Raw genomic sequence first — 14,050 nt, 5'->3', positions numbered from 1 at the left:
CTGGGGGGATGCATGCGACTTTACGCGCCCCGCCCGTCACCTCGAAACCATCAGAGCCGGCAGTCAGTCTTCCATCGTGCGGAACAATCCCCGCACGCCGCTTCAGGCCTTGGCCACGCCGTAGCGCGACGCGGGCTGCGAATGGGACAGGTTGGGCATCAACTTCTGGCGCGCGTCTTCATAGGCGCTCCAGTCACCCGCATCGGGCAAGGCCGGCACGGTGAACACTTCGCCCTGGTCCAGGCCTGCCAGCGCCGCGTCCACCATGTCGGCAGCCGACATCACCCATGCCGGCGGCAGGTTGCTGACCGGATGGCCGAGCACGTCCCAGAACTCCGTCGCGGTCGCACCCGGCAGTACGGCCTGCACACGCACGCCCTTGTCCGCCAGCTCGTGCTGCAGGGAGCGGGTGAAGGCGAGCACATAGGCCTTGCTGCCGCCGTACACGCCGTTGAGCAGTTCCGGCGCCACCGCCACGATCGAGGCGATGTTGATCACCGTGCCATTGCCCCGCTCCACGAGGCCCGGCACCGCTGCATAAGTGAGGCGCGTGAGTGCGTTGACGTTGAGCGAAATCATCTCCGACATGCGCGCCACATCCGACTGCAGCAGCGGCGTGGCGGCGCCGAAACCGGCGTTGTTCACCAGCACGGTGATGCTGCGATCGGTGCGCAGCAAGTCTTCCACCTTGGCCAGATCGGCGGGCTCGCTGAGGTCGGCGGGAAAGACCTGCACGCTGCGGCCGGTCGCGTCGGTCAGGCGGCGCGCCAGCTCGGTCAGGCGTTCGCGGTTGCGCGCCACCAGGATCAGGTCATGGCCGCGGCGAGCCAGGCGCTCGGCGTAAATGGCACCAATGCCCGAGGAAGCGCCAGTGATCAGGGCGGTGCCCTTGGTTTGCGTCGTCATATCGATACTCCACAGCGTCCGGCGGGATGCCGGCGTCTGGAGAACGTTGTAAGCTCTGCGCTTGAAGACTTAAATGTCGCATATGCCACCTTTTAGGCCATAGCGAGGCCGAGCCATGCAAGTCATTGGTTTTGTAATGTTTCCTCAGTTCCAGGCGATGAGCCTGGCGGCGGCTTCGGCCTTCGAATTCGCCAATATCGAGCTGGGCGAGACGGTTTACGACGTGCGTTTCCTGTCCGAAACCGGCGCCACCATCCGCAGTTCGTTCGGCATGGCCACCCAGAGCGAACCGTTTTCAGCGCAGCCGATCGATACCTTGCTGATCTGCGGCGGCGTGGGCGTGCCCGAATCGACGCCTGCGCTGCTCGACTTCATCCGTGAGGCGCCCGCCCGCACAAGACGCATCGCTGCCATCTGTACAGGCGCGTTTCTGCTGGCCGAAACCGGCCTGCTCGATGGACGCCGCGCCACCACGCATTGGCTGCTCGCGCGCGACCTGGCCGAGCGCTTTCCCAAGGTGCAGGTGGAAGAAGACCGCATCTTCATCATCGACGGGCCGATCTGGACCTCGGCCGGCATGAGCGCCGGCATCGACCTGGCGCTGGCCATGGTGGAGAAGGACCTGGGCGCCGAAGTGGCGCGCCAGGTGGCGCGCAAGCTGGTGCTGTATCACCGGCGCGCAGGCGGACAATCGCAGTTTTCCACGCTGCTGGAACTGGAACCCAAATCGGACCGCATCCAGAGCGCGCTGACCTACGCCAAGAGCCATCTGCAATCGGCACTGTCCGTGGAAGAGCTCGCGGCAGCCGCCAACCTCAGCGCTCGCCAGTTCAGCCGCGCGTTTCGCGCGGAAACCGGGCAATCGCCGGCGAAAGCGGTGGAGCATCTGCGCATCGAGGCGGCGCGACTGATGATGGAGCAGACGCGCCATCCGGTCGAAGTGGTGGCGCGTGAAGTGGGTTTCGCCGATCGCGAACGCATGCGCCGCGCATTCCTGCGCGCGTTCGGGCAGCCGCCGCAGGCGATCCGGCGACAGTCATCGCTGCCTGAAGCGGACGAGCTGGCGACGGCCTAGGATGCGGGTCGATCAGCGCGGGCGTGCATGCGGCCGTAAGCGCCGGGCGGCGCGCCGTAGCGCGTCTTGAAGGCGCGCGTGAAAGCCGCTTCCGAGGCATAGCCGGCGAGCTCGGCCGCCCTGCCCGCCGACAAGGTGCCAGCGCGCAGCGATTGCGCGGCCACGGCGAGCCGCACGCCATTGACCCACTCCATCGGCGTCATGCCGCTGATCTCGCTGAAGTGCCGCGCAAAGCTGGCGCGCGAGATATGCGCAAGGTCAGCCAGGCTCTGCAGCGTCCACGCCTGCGCCGGGTCCTTCAGCACGGCATCCACCACGTTGGCCAGCCTTGGATTGGCCAGCAGGCCGAGTATGCCCAGCTGCAGATGTCCGCTCGCCGTCATGCTGCGCAGGATCAGCGTGAACATCGCGCCAGTGACCATCTCGACCACCGCGCCGCCGCCCGGCAGCACGCGCGCCGCTTCATCGCGCAATACCTGGATCAGGCCCAGCAGCGCATCGCGACGATCAGTGCGCACATGCAGCACCTTGGGCAAGCCCGTCCATAACGCGTCCGTCGCACCCGACAGCTCGAACTGGCCGCACAACATGTCCAGTGCCGGGCCCTCGCCGCCATGTTCAATCAGGGTGACGCGTCCCTGCGAGCGGCGGCGGTTTTCCAGCTCAGGCCGACGACCGTCGGCGCCTGCCACGGCGCTGCGCAGGATGTGCGCGTCGCCATAGGGAAACAGCAACACGTCGCCCGGCGCCAGTGCGGTGGTCTTGCCGTCGATCTCCAGCTCGGCGCTGCCCTGCAGGATCACGTGGTAGGGCAAATGGTTCGGCGGCAACGGCGGGTGATCGAGCGTCCACTCCCCGGCAAAGCGGCATTGCAACTCCACCGAACCGGTGGGTGCAATGGCATGGACCAGGCGATCGAGGCCATCCATCGAGGTGAGACTCCGGAGCAAGAGGTTGAGACGCGCGTGTGCGGACCAGCGCGGCCGTCGTTCCTATCATTTTCACACGGTCAAGCTTCTCCCACACCGGTTTCATCAACTCAATCTCGGAGTACATGTCATGAACCGTCTCACCACGATCAACAATATCGCCGACGCCCCTGAAGCCTCTGCCGCACTGTTCGCCGGCATCAAGAAGGCCATGGGCAAAGTCCCCAACGCCTATGCCACGGTCGGCAGCAGCGCACCAAACGTGCTGGCCAACGTGCTGCAGACCAATGCCGTGCTGAAGCAAGGCGAGCTGTCCGCGCTGGAACTGGAAGCGATCAACCTCGCCGTGAGCGAAGCATCGCAGTGTGACTACTGTCTGGCCGCGCACACCACGACCGGCAAGATGGCCGGCTACACCGCCGAGCAAATCATGCAGCTGCGCAAGGGTGGGCTGGAAGGCAACGCCAGGATCGATGCGCTGGTGAAGTTTGCGCTGACCCTGGTCACCACCAGCAACACGCTGTCCGCCGACGCCGTGGATCGCGTCAAGAACGCCGGTTACAGCGATCGCCAGATCGTGGAAGCCATCCTCGCCATCAGCGCGATCCTGTTCACCAACATGGTCAATCGCGTCAACGACACGGTGCTCGACTTCCCGAAAGCGGCGTAACGCACGGGCACGGCCGCGACCCTGATCGCGGCCGTGCCGGTTCAGATGGCCGAGCCGTCCTGGTCCTCTTCGGATCGGCCCATGCAGGCGGGATGACCGCAATGGCACTGGCCCTCGATGTGACCCGAAGCCTGCGCCTTGCGGCAATGGGAGCTGCAGAACTCACCCGGCTTCTCCACATAGCATTGGCAGGGTGGATACGCGCATTGGAAACCGGTCGGCATAGCCAAGCTCCCGTGTTGGAAAACGCTAGCGTAGGCTTCCCCGCCCCTGCATAGGTCACGGCCGCGTCAGCAAGGCGTTGCCGTTTCGATAGGTTCACTGCGACGTCTGGTGTGTCCATCGCATGTGAATCCAGCGTTTGGACAACGGTATATGCGCGACAAGAAGATGCACACACCGATGTCACACGTCCGGGAGTGCGCTGGCACTACGGTCGACGCCACTCCCCTGCGGATCAAGGTGGCAGCCATGAAACAAACCTCTCTCATCATCGCCGCGGCATTGTTGATCTCCGTGCCGGTATGCAACGACCTGTGGGCACAGGCCGCCACATCGGGCGCGTCGCCGTCGGCCAAGAGCCCGGTGTCGGACCAGGAGTTCTTCACCAAGGCATCGAGCGATGGCGCGGGCGAAGTGCAGATGGCGCAACTGGCGCAGCAGAAAGCGTCCTCGCCCCAGACCAAGGCCCTGGCACAGCAGCTGATGAAGGATCACACCGCCGCCAACAAGCAACTGGCGGCACTGGCCAATCGCAAGCACGCCAACGTGGTGCTGCAGCCGCAGCCCTCTGACGTCATGGACAAGTTGCAGAGCTTGAGCGGCAGTGATTTCGACAAAGCCTATGCCTCGGCCATGGTGGGCGGACACCAGAAGGCCATCGAACTGTTCGATGCCGCCTCGCACAGCAGCGATCCGGATGTCGCCGCTTTCGCCGGCAAGACACTGCCCACGCTCAAGCATCACCTGGAAATGGCCCAGGCCTTGTCGCCCGGCCAGCCCTTGAGCACGCCCTGAGCTGTCGCACGGCAGCAGCAAACCACGCGATCCCGCGCCACGGGATCGCGTGGTCATGGCTTGGGCGCCGTCAGTGCGTAGACGCAGCCGGAGCCGGTGAGCTCTGCGGATACGCCGGGCTGGGCGTCATCGCGGTGCTGCTGGGCGACGGCGTCGTGGCGGGCATCGCCGGCGATGGCGCTGCGGAGCTGGCGGGTGCCGGCGGCGGCGAGGCGCTGTCGTCACCCTGGTGACTGCAGCCGGCAACGGCTAGCAAAGCGAGCAACAGCGGCGCACAGACCTTGCGGGTCGGGAAAACCATGTCTTACCTCCATGGGCGTTGGTTCAACTGAGTTTGACGCGATGCGCAGTGATTCACGCACGCGCCTTGCGGGTACGGGCAGCTTTCTTGGCGGCGGCGGAACGGCCTGCTGCACCTTTGGTACGCGCGGCCTTCCTGGCTGCCGCCGATCGCGATGCGCTGGTCCGTTTGCGCGCACTGCTCTTGGCCTGCCTGGACAAGGCAGTGTGGGATGCCGCCGCATGACCTTCCTTCTTCAACGCGCCACTGGTGGCGCGCGAACGGGTGGTAGAGGTCTTGCGGCGATGCTTGGATGCGGTTTCGTCCTGCGCGGCTTTCTTGCGCGTGGCCTTGCTGGCGGTCTTGCTGACCGGCGCTTTCACGCCGGCGCGGCGGGCCTTGGACAAGCCAATGGCGATGGCCTGTTTGGCCGAGCGTGCGCCGTGTTTGCCTTTGCGCACATGCTCCATCTCTTCACGCACGAACTCGCCAGCCTGCGTGCCGGCCGATTTTCCTTGCCGTTTATCGCGCGCAACGGCCTTGCGCGTTTTTGCCTCGGGCATGGGGCGGACTCCTGTTCGAGTGTGTCTAAACGTCTAAGCCACGAGATGTGCAGCTGGCGTCATCCTTTTGCACATCAAGGGAAAACATTCAGTGGACACTCATGCTGATGCCCTGCCGGTCACGCCGCGCCATCGCCCGGTTAACACCTGTCATGCAAGGCTTTGCGAGCCGAGCCATCCCCGCGGGAGAGAGCCATGAGCGCCCTTATCGTTGCCAAGTTCAGCAATCAGTTCGGCGCGGCGTCCGCGTTCGACAAACTGATGTCGCGCGGTCTTCCTCGTCGCAAAGGTGTGGTCCAGTGCGATGAAAGCGTGGGTGGGTGCGCGGCAAGCGCCAGTGCGCCGACCAGCGTGGTGTCGCGCGTCAGCCACCGCGGCGAACGCGAAGGCAAGCAACATCATCTGCGTGAACCCGCCAGCTTGCCGCCGGCGGTCGAGATCGGCTTCGCGGTGCTCAGCGTGGAAATCGATGACGATGCTCAGATCGAGGAAGTCTCGGACATCCTGCGTGGTCTGCACGCTGTCGACGTGCACGTGCTTCCCGGTGAATCGCTGCGGGAAGACGATGCGTCGCTGTGGCCGGAACAGGCCATGGGCAGCCAGACAGACGTGGATCGCGCGATTTTTGCCTCGCAGCAAGGCAAGCCGCGCCTGCATTGAGTCATCAGCTCGCCGGTGGCGCGTCGTATCGGGACAGGCCATCGAGCACGGGACCCAGGGCCTTCATCAGCTTGTTCAGCAGGCGCTCGACCTCCTCTGGTGGCGCACCTTCCTTGCAAGCATGCTGCAACTCGCCGGCGGCCGCGGCGACATCGATCGCGCCGATGTTGGCGGCCGATCCACGCAGGGTGTGGGCCATGCGATAGGCCACAGACGCGTCGTCCCCCTGCCTCGCCTGATGGAATGACTGCTCGAAGTGCGCGTTGCTCTCGAGGAACAGGTGCAGCAGCCGCCGATACAGCGAGGCGTTGTCGCCACAGGTGCGCAGACCCGCCGCTTGATCGATGCCGGGAAGCACAGCCGAGGCCACCACGGTTTCCCCGCCAGGCCCAGGCGATGCAGACTCCGCGTGACGCGGTTTGATCCATCGCGCCATGGTGGCGAACATGCGGCGGATGTCGAGCGGCTTGGCGATGTGGTCGTTCATGCCCGCCGCGATCGCCCTCTCGCGATCGGCAGCGAGCGCGTCGGCCGTCATCGCGATAATGGGCAGGGCGGTGAGGTGCAATTGCTCACGGATGGCGCGCGTCGCGGCGTAGCCATCCATCACCGGCATCTGGCAATCCATCAGCACGCCGTCGACATCGGCATCCTGCCTCAGGCGCTCCAGCGCTTCGCGCCCGTTGCCGGCCGTGACGACTTCGATGCCCGCGCGCCGCAGCAATTCGGTGGCCAGCTCGCGGTTGAGATCGTTGTCCTCCACCAGGAGCACGCGGCTACCGGCGAGCGACACGGCCTCAGGTTGCGACGGATGAGCCGTCATCTGGGTTGAGCCTGCCAAGGCCGGCGCAAGCGCGTTCCGCAACGACTCGCGCAAGCCCTTCGGCGTGATTGGCTTGGTCAGCACATCAAGGCGTGCATCCACCTCCATGGCATGGGCGATGGCAGCGTCGTCGCCCTGGACAAAGGCGATCACCACCAGTTGCTCCGCGCCCGTCGCGTGCGCGGGTTGCTTCAGTTTGTCGATGACGGTTTGGAAGCCGGGCAAGCGCGCATCGATCAGCACGACGCTGTACGGGCGTGCCGCGTCCCTGGCGTCCGCCAGCTGCTGCTGCGTCTGCTCGTCGCTCGCCACCGCATCCACCTCAAAGCCCAGCCTGCGTGCCATGCCGGCGACGACGGCACGCGTCACCGCGCCACCTTCGACGACGAGCAGCCGTGTACCTGCCGGCGCCAGCCACGGCCTCTCACCTGCCCCCTCTGGCGCCGCGCCCACGCGCACTTCGACGTGAAAGGTGGATCCTTGTCCCGGCGCGCTGTCGACCCAGATCGTGCCGCCCATCATTTCCGCCAGTGTTTTGGAGATCGCCAGGCCCAGTCCGGAGCCGCCGTATTTTCGCGTGGTGGACGAATCGGCCTGCACGAAGGGATGGAAAATGCGTTGGCACTGTTCCTCCGTCATGCCGATGCCGGTGTCGCGAATGCGGGCGTGCAGGATCACCTCATCGCCCTCCGCGCCGGACTGCTCGATGCCCACCACGATGGCGCCGTGCTCTGTGAATTTCACCGCGTTGTTGCCCAGGTTGATCAGGATCTGTCCCAGCCGCAGCGGATCGCCGATCCAGTAACGGCGCAGACCCGCGCCGTATTCGAACAGCAAGTCCAGGCCCTTCTCCTGCGCCTTGAGGCCGATGATGCCGGCGACCTGGCCAATCACGTCGTCCAGATTGAACGCCACCCGCTCCAGGCTCATGCCACCGGCTTCGATACGGGAAAAATCGAGAATGTCGTTGATGATGCGCAGCAGGTTTTCCGCGGATCGATGGATGTTCTCCAGGTAGCCGCGCTGCCTGGCATCCTGCGACGACTCCAGCGCGAGATGACTCATGCCGATGATGGCGTTCATCGGCGTGCGGATCTCGTGGCTCATATTGGCGAGGAAGGCGCTCTTTGCCCGTGTGGCCTCCTCGGCCACTTCTTTGGCGTGGCGGATGGCCGCTTCGGCCGCCCTTGCTTCGGTGACATCGAGCAACCAGGCAAGCACGCCCGCTTCGCCGTCGAAATCGATCGGCAGGAACGTCGCCACCATGTCGCGTTCGCGACGCTGCGCATCGTGCATGCGGATCTCTTCATTGGTCACCGAGCCTTCCCGCGCCAGCGTCGCCCAGATATGCGCGCGCGCCGCGGTTTCCACGTAGATCGGCGCGGTACTGTCGCCCAGGCCGGTGCCGAAGGTCTCCACGAATTTCGGATTGGCAAAGCAGATGCGTCCCTGCGTGGAGACCGCAATGCTGATGGGCGAGTTGTCGAGGATGGTCTGCAGGCGCTCCTGGCTCTGCACCAGCGCCATCTCCATCATCCGACGCTCGCTCACGTCACGCACGGCGGCGCAGACGCAACGGCCCTGCCCGTCCAGTTCGGGCAGGAACGACACGCCGATCTCCACCGACAGCTCGCTGCCGTCCCTGCGCCTGCCGCGCAGATCGACATTGCCTCGACCCATCTTGCGGCTGACGCCCTCGGCGAAGAACGCTCCGCGCAGCCCCCGGTGTTTCCCATGGATGCCGGCAGGCACGAGCTGTTCCACCGGCACGCCGTCCAGTTCGCCCTTGGCATAGCCGAAAATGGTCTCCAGACGCGGATTGGCCAGCAGGATGCGCCCCTCCTGGTCGACGATCATCATGCCGTCGGGTGCCGATTCAATGATTCCGCGATACCACGCACGGGCGGCTTCGATGGCGCGCTGGGTGGCCTCCAGCTCCCTGGTTTTCTCCGAAAGCGTGGTGGCCTGCCGCGCGGCCAGTTCGGCGTGCTCCTGGCTCTTGGCGAGCAGACTGCGCAGATCCGCGGCGCGCTCGAGCAGATCCACGTTCATCGCCAGCAGCGGCATCAATTCGTCCAGCAGTTCCAGCTGCGCCTCATCGAATGGCGACAGGCTGGCCAGTTCCACCACGCCCAGCGGTCGATCGTTGCGCAGGATAGCCATCACCACGAGCTGGGCGGGCCTGGTGCCGCCCAGGCCGGAGGCAATCTTGAGGTAGTCCGCCGGCACCTCGCGCAGGCTGAGCGTCTTGCCATCCAGCGCGCATTGTCCCACCAGCCCCTCGCCCAGCATGACGAACTCGCGCGCATCGGCGGCGGCATAGCTGCCTGTCAAACGCAGTCGCTGCATGCCCGGTTCGAAGATATAGAGCGCGCCATGGTTGATCGCCAGCAGGGGCGCGAGTGCGCAGAGGAAGCGATCGGCCAGCGCATCCATCCCGGTCAGCGATTGCAGCTCGCCGGCGATCGCTGCCACGTGTGTCTTCACCCAGCGCCGCGCCGCCATCTGCCGCGCCTCGTCCCGCAAGGTGACGATGGCGCGCGCCAGTTCGCCGGCTTCGTTTGGATACTCCGTATAAGGCACCGCGATATCCAGTTGCCCGGCGCTCAACGAATCCAGTGCGCGCCGAAAGGCGGCGGCGGGTCGCCGGATGGTGCGGCTGATCAGGCTGCCGAACAGCACGCCGGCCACCAGTCCCAGGATCAGCAACCAGACCGTGAGCTGCACGCCGAACAGGTAGCGGGCATTGGCGTTCTTGACCTCGTCGTCGGCCCCTTCCCGCTTGAGGCGTTCAACGCGCTCAAGCGCATGCTTGGCCGCTTCGTCGGCGCGCTGAAATTCCGGCGACACGATCAGATCGGCGGCGGAGCGCCCACTGTCCGCCTTGGTTTCCAGCAGTTCGGCGATGGTATCCACCCGCCGCTCATAGTCGGAGAATGCGAGCTCGAACTCGGCCAGGCTGCGCACAATGGCGTCGCGGTAGATCCTGGTCCTGGCCAGCTCGATTTCGCGTCGCACTAGCGTATGCGCTCCGGCCAGCTGGTACAGCGCCTCCGCGCGCGCCGGACCCTGGCGCATGAAGACGGCTTCGCGCAGATCCTGCCCCATGTCGGCCAGCGCGGCACGTGCCGCCTCGATATGCAGCAGGCCTTGCATGTCCTGCTCGTAGAGCCGGCGCATCTGTTCTTTCTGCAGATGCTGTACGCCAAGGCTGTACACACTCAGCAAGGTCATCAGCAGAAAGATGCCGCCAAACCCCAGCTGCAGTCGTCGACGTAGCGACAGGCGTTGCAGGCGTTCGAGCAGCGCGTTCATGGCGTAGCGTCAGGTCGCCAGGTGATGCGCCGAGCCACTGTGGGCGGCCTCGTCATCGGCAAAACGATGGGCTATACCGCGAAACGTGTCCTGGATGGAAAGAAAGGCATCCACGATGTCGGGATCGAAATCGATACCGCGCTTGGCGGCAATCGCCGCTGCCGCCGCATCGTGCGTCATGCCCTGCTTGTAGACGCGCTTGCTGATCAAGGCATCATAGACATCGGCGACCGCCATCAGGCGTGCCGAGATGGGAATCGCATTTCCTTTGAGCCCCTGCGGATAGCCGCTGCCGTCCCAGCGCTCCTGGTGGCCATAGGCCATCTCCTTGGCGATGCGCAGAAACGACACGGGCGTGGTGAGCCGCTCTTCGGCGCGCTGCAAGGCGTCGCGCCCCAGCGTCGTGTGCGTCTTCATGATCTCGTATTCTTCAGGCGTCAGGCGTCCCTGTTTGAGCAGGATGCGATCGGGTATGCCGATCTTGCCGATGTCGTGCAGCGGCGCCGACTGGAACAGCATCTGGCGCGTGACTTCATCCAGCGTCGCGGCGAAACGCGGGTGATCCTGCAACTTGTCCGCCAGCGCTTTCACGTAATGCTGCGTGCGCCGGATGTGATTGCCCGTTTCGTTGTCGCGTGTCTCCGCCAACGAGGTGAGCGCGACCACGGTGGCCTCCTGGATGGCCGTCACTTCGCGCGTGCGGCGCGAGATCTCCTGTTCGAGAAAGGCATTCTGGTCGCGCAGGAAATCCGCCGCCGCCCGCAGGCGCAGATGGTTGGCCACGCGCGCCATCACCACCGGCGGATTCACCGGCTTGGTGATGTAGTCGACGCCGCCCAGCACCAGCCCGCGCGTTTCATCCTCGGGCGCGTTCAACGACGTCAGGAAGATCACGGGGATGCCGCGCGTCTCGCCATGGGACTTCAGCTGGCGACAGACATCGAAGCCCGACATGCCCGGCATCACCACATCCAGCAGGATGATGTCCGGTTGTTCGGCGGCGGCCATGTGCATGGCGGTCTCACCGTCCGGCGCCTCGATGACGCGATAAAGCGGCGTCAGCAGTTCGCACAGGATCATCCGGTTGTCGGGGGCATCGTCCACCACCAATACGGTGGGGATGCCGGTCACGCCAGTCGCACCCATGGCAACGCTCCTTCCGCATGCGGTGTGATGAGTCGTCGTGGTTGCAGGCCATAAGGCATGTCCAATCCCCCGCGGGGAACCCTGCCGATGCCGCAAAGACGCGACGTGCGCGCTGGTTTCCCAGCCGGAATAAGCGCGCAACCGACGTGAAGATCGCGCGTAGGTCCGTGTCCTCTGCGTGAGCCTCGCCAGATCTGCATCTACTTAGGGGAAATTACTTAGTCATATGCACGTAGATGTTCGCTAGCACCCTGTGTATCCAAGCGTATGAAATAGCCCGGGTCTACGCTTCGCGGGACGCCTCCGGCGCAGGTGATCCCCGACCCCACCCGGCCTGGCGCATCGGCGGAGAACAGCATGGGAACCATGGCGAAAATCAAACACGAAATGTTGAAGATGCTGCCGCCCACCATCTTCTTCTTCGTCATGCTCAATATCGTCCTGCTGGTGCGCGCGCTGCTGACACGGGGAACCGGCCTGTCGCTGCCCACCTTCGCCACGGTGCTCATTTCCGCGCTGATCCTGGGCAAGGCGGTGCTGCTTGCCAATATGCTGCCCTTCATCAACCGCTTTCCGGAAAAACCGCTGATCTGGAACGCGGCATGGAAAACCGTGATCTACACCGTGGTCGCCACCTTCATCCACTACCTGGAGCGTCTGCACGAGTTCTGGAAGGACACGCACGATCTTTCCGCCGCCAATCACCAGCTCGTCGCCAGCATGAACTGGGCACACTTCTGGGCGATCCAGATCCTGCTGCTGGTGTTGATCTTCAACTACTGCGTGTTTGCCGAACTGGCGCGCGTGATCGGCGTGGAGCGGCTGCGCGCGATGTTTCTCGGCCCGCTGCCGCCCAACCCGAATGCGCTGGGTGGTTCTTAGGAAGCAGCCGCGTCCCGGGCTTCCACCACCGTCACCGTGGCGCTGCCCTCGGCTATCGCCAGGCATTGATCGGCTACCGCGGCGACGCCGGCGCGATGGGATACCACAATCAGCACCGTTTGCGACAAGCGGCGCTTGAGCACGGAAAGCACGGACAGTTCCGACTCCGCATCCAGCGCGCTGGTGGCCTCGTCCAGCAGCGCGATCGCCGGCCCGTGCAGCAGCACCTGGGCCAGCAGCAAGCGCTGCAGCTCGCCGCCAGACAGGCGGCTGGACGAACTGTTCAAGGTCGTATCCAGCGCGGTGGATGCATCGGCGAGGCGCTTGCCCAGGCCAACGTCGACCAGCGCCTGCAGCATCATCGCCTCCGTGGCATCCGGCGCGGCCCACAACAGGCATTCGCGCACGGTGATTTGCCACGGTCGCACGCTCTGGCTCACATAGGCCGACTTGCGCACGAGTGCGGCGTAGCTGGCGAAGTCGATGGATTTGCCGCCGACCCTCGCACGGAACATGGCGGGCGTCACCATGCCTGCGAGCACATCGACCAGGCTGCTCTTGCCGATGCCCGAATCGCCGCAGACCAGGGTCAGTTCACCGGGCACCAGGGTGAGTTCGCGCAAGTCCAGCGCCGTGGGCGCCTCAAGCCGAAGCTGATGGATATGCAGGGCCTCGTTCAAGCGTGCCGAAGAGGCCGCCTGCGGTGCCTTGGCCGCAGCCATGCCCACATGGCGAAGCCACAGTTCGAACGCCGGTATGGAAGAGCGAACCTGCTGGAACCCTTGCCGGGTGGAGACGAGATAAGGCAGCAGACGCCCCAGCAACAGGCATACCGCGATCAGGGCGGCACGGTCCACGCCGTGCCATCGATTGGCGATCAGGAAGATCGACGCAATACCGAGCGCTGCCAGCATCTCCAGCGCGAGCCGACCGGACGCGATCAACTCCTGCTGACGTCGATAGCCGCGGCCAAGCCGCTGCGCGATATCGGCGTAATGGGCCTTCTCGGCGTCTTCGCGCCCAAAGGAGCGGATATGCCGCCAGCGCCGCGGGAAATCCTCGCTCAACCAGAACAGGCGCGTGAGATCGGCCACGTATTGCCGGCTCACCACCACCTGCTCGCGACTGCTGATGCGAGCAGCGATCAAGCCGAAAGCCAGCACGAACGGAACCGCCAGCAACAGCGGTGGCGACAACCACAACGCCATGGCCAGCGTCACGGCCGCGGTCATGCCGGCTACCAGCAACTGCAATAGCGCGTTGAAGCCCTGGGTGACGACTTCGATATTGTAGGTGAGCACATTGGCCACCTCGGCCGAGGTGGCATCCGACAACGACGACAGTCGTGCATCGATCAGACGGGCATGCACCGTCTGCCTGAGCGTCATCGCATAACGCCCGCTCAGGCGCGCACCGACGCGCGCAGCCTGCCAACGCAGCAAGGCGAACAGTGCTGACGCCACCAGGAAGGCCACCGCTTGCGTATCGGCCTGGCCGCGCACCAGCCAGCCAAAACCCGACGGCAAGGGCTGGCCCGGCTCGACCAGCGGCACCAGGCAGATCGCAGCGAGATTGCCGATCAGCGCGCTGGCCAGCGACAACGCGACATACCACGCGATGCCGCCAGCCCCGAGGCTGGCGAGCGTGGCAAAAAAAGGCCGCGACAGGCCACGTAACTGCTGATGCGATCGTGCGGTTGCGTTCTGCATGACTAACCAACCACACGACTTCTTACACGCGCCCGTCGCGGCACAGGTGGCACCTGATGACAGTGCAGAAAAACC

Annotated in this window: 12 protein-coding genes; 5 read left to right on the top strand and 7 right to left on the bottom strand. The window is 64.9% G+C overall.

Annotated features, from left to right (window positions below; translation table 11 throughout):
• Positions 1–102: 102 nt before the first annotated feature.
• The gene (locus AC1DMG_RS04290) at positions 103–906 is read right to left on the bottom strand and encodes an SDR family NAD(P)-dependent oxidoreductase (protein WP_441611084.1); all 804 of its coding nucleotides are present in this window, start codon (positions 904–906) and stop codon (positions 103–105) included.
• 136 nt (positions 907–1,042) lie between these two features.
• On the opposite strand from AC1DMG_RS04290, the gene AC1DMG_RS04285 reads away from it, so the two are divergent.
• A complete protein-coding gene (locus AC1DMG_RS04285; protein WP_441604573.1) occupies positions 1,043–1,981 on the top strand; it encodes a GlxA family transcriptional regulator in 939 nt (312 codons plus the stop codon).
• Here the strand turns inward: AC1DMG_RS04285 and AC1DMG_RS04280 are convergent.
• Entirely contained in the window at positions 1,978–2,910 is a 933-nt protein-coding gene (locus AC1DMG_RS04280; protein WP_441604572.1) for an AraC family transcriptional regulator, read from the bottom strand. The genes AC1DMG_RS04285 and AC1DMG_RS04280 overlap by 4 nt on opposite strands.
• A gap of 130 nt (positions 2,911–3,040) precedes the next feature.
• Here AC1DMG_RS04280 and AC1DMG_RS04275 point away from each other — a divergent pair, with 130 nt between their 5' ends.
• Together AC1DMG_RS04275 and AC1DMG_RS04270 are read left to right on the top strand one after the other, a co-directional pair.
• On the top strand, positions 3,041–3,580 hold the full coding sequence (locus AC1DMG_RS04275) for a carboxymuconolactone decarboxylase family protein (protein ID WP_441604571.1): 540 nt from the start codon (positions 3,041–3,043) through the stop codon (positions 3,578–3,580).
• Between the two features lie 471 nt (positions 3,581–4,051).
• On the top strand, positions 4,052–4,597 hold the full coding sequence (locus AC1DMG_RS04270; RefSeq protein WP_441604570.1) for a DUF4142 domain-containing protein: 546 nt from the start codon (positions 4,052–4,054) through the stop codon (positions 4,595–4,597).
• Between the two features lie 70 nt (positions 4,598–4,667).
• On the opposite strand, the gene AC1DMG_RS04265 is transcribed toward AC1DMG_RS04270, so the two are convergent.
• On the bottom strand, positions 4,668–4,898 hold the full coding sequence (locus AC1DMG_RS04265) for a hypothetical protein (RefSeq protein ID WP_441604569.1): 231 nt from the start codon (positions 4,896–4,898) through the stop codon (positions 4,668–4,670).
• Between the two features lie 53 nt (positions 4,899–4,951).
• Positions 4,952–5,440, bottom strand: a complete 489-nt coding sequence (locus AC1DMG_RS04260) for a DUF6496 domain-containing protein (RefSeq protein WP_441604568.1) — start codon at positions 5,438–5,440, stop codon at positions 4,952–4,954.
• A 195-nt stretch (positions 5,441–5,635) separates the two neighbouring features.
• Between AC1DMG_RS04260 and AC1DMG_RS04255 the strand changes: the two genes are divergently transcribed.
• Positions 5,636–6,100 carry a hypothetical protein gene (locus tag AC1DMG_RS04255; RefSeq protein ID WP_441604567.1) on the top strand — a complete coding sequence of 155 codons (465 nt, stop codon included), beginning with the start codon at positions 5,636–5,638 and terminating at the stop codon, positions 6,098–6,100.
• Positions 6,101–6,104: 4 nt separating this feature from the next.
• Here AC1DMG_RS04255 and AC1DMG_RS04250 read toward each other — a convergent pair whose 3' ends face one another.
• The gene (locus tag AC1DMG_RS04250; protein WP_477180198.1) at positions 6,105–10,238 is read right to left on the bottom strand and encodes a response regulator; all 4,134 of its coding nucleotides are present in this window, start codon (positions 10,236–10,238) and stop codon (positions 6,105–6,107) included.
• A 9-nt stretch (positions 10,239–10,247) separates the two neighbouring features.
• On the bottom strand, positions 10,248–11,384 hold the full coding sequence (locus AC1DMG_RS04245; protein WP_441604565.1) for a response regulator: 1,137 nt from the start codon (positions 11,382–11,384) through the stop codon (positions 10,248–10,250).
• 366 nt (positions 11,385–11,750) lie between these two features.
• Between AC1DMG_RS04245 and AC1DMG_RS04240 the strand changes: the two genes are divergently transcribed.
• Complete coding sequence (locus tag AC1DMG_RS04240; RefSeq protein WP_441604564.1) at positions 11,751–12,266, top strand: hypothetical protein; 516 nt, start codon at positions 11,751–11,753, stop codon at positions 12,264–12,266.
• Here AC1DMG_RS04240 and AC1DMG_RS04235 read toward each other — a convergent pair.
• Positions 12,263–13,975, bottom strand: coding sequence for an ATP-binding cassette domain-containing protein (locus AC1DMG_RS04235; protein ID WP_441604563.1), 1,713 nt, complete (start codon positions 13,973–13,975; stop codon positions 12,263–12,265). The two genes, AC1DMG_RS04240 and AC1DMG_RS04235, sit on opposite strands and share 4 nt — an antisense overlap.
• Between the last annotated feature and the right edge of the window lie 75 nt (positions 13,976–14,050).

The sequence above is a fragment of the Dyella sp. 01N36 genome, assembly GCF_056399745.1.
Note: the sequence above shows the minus strand (reverse complement) of the source record. Positions and strands in the feature narration are given on the sequence as shown.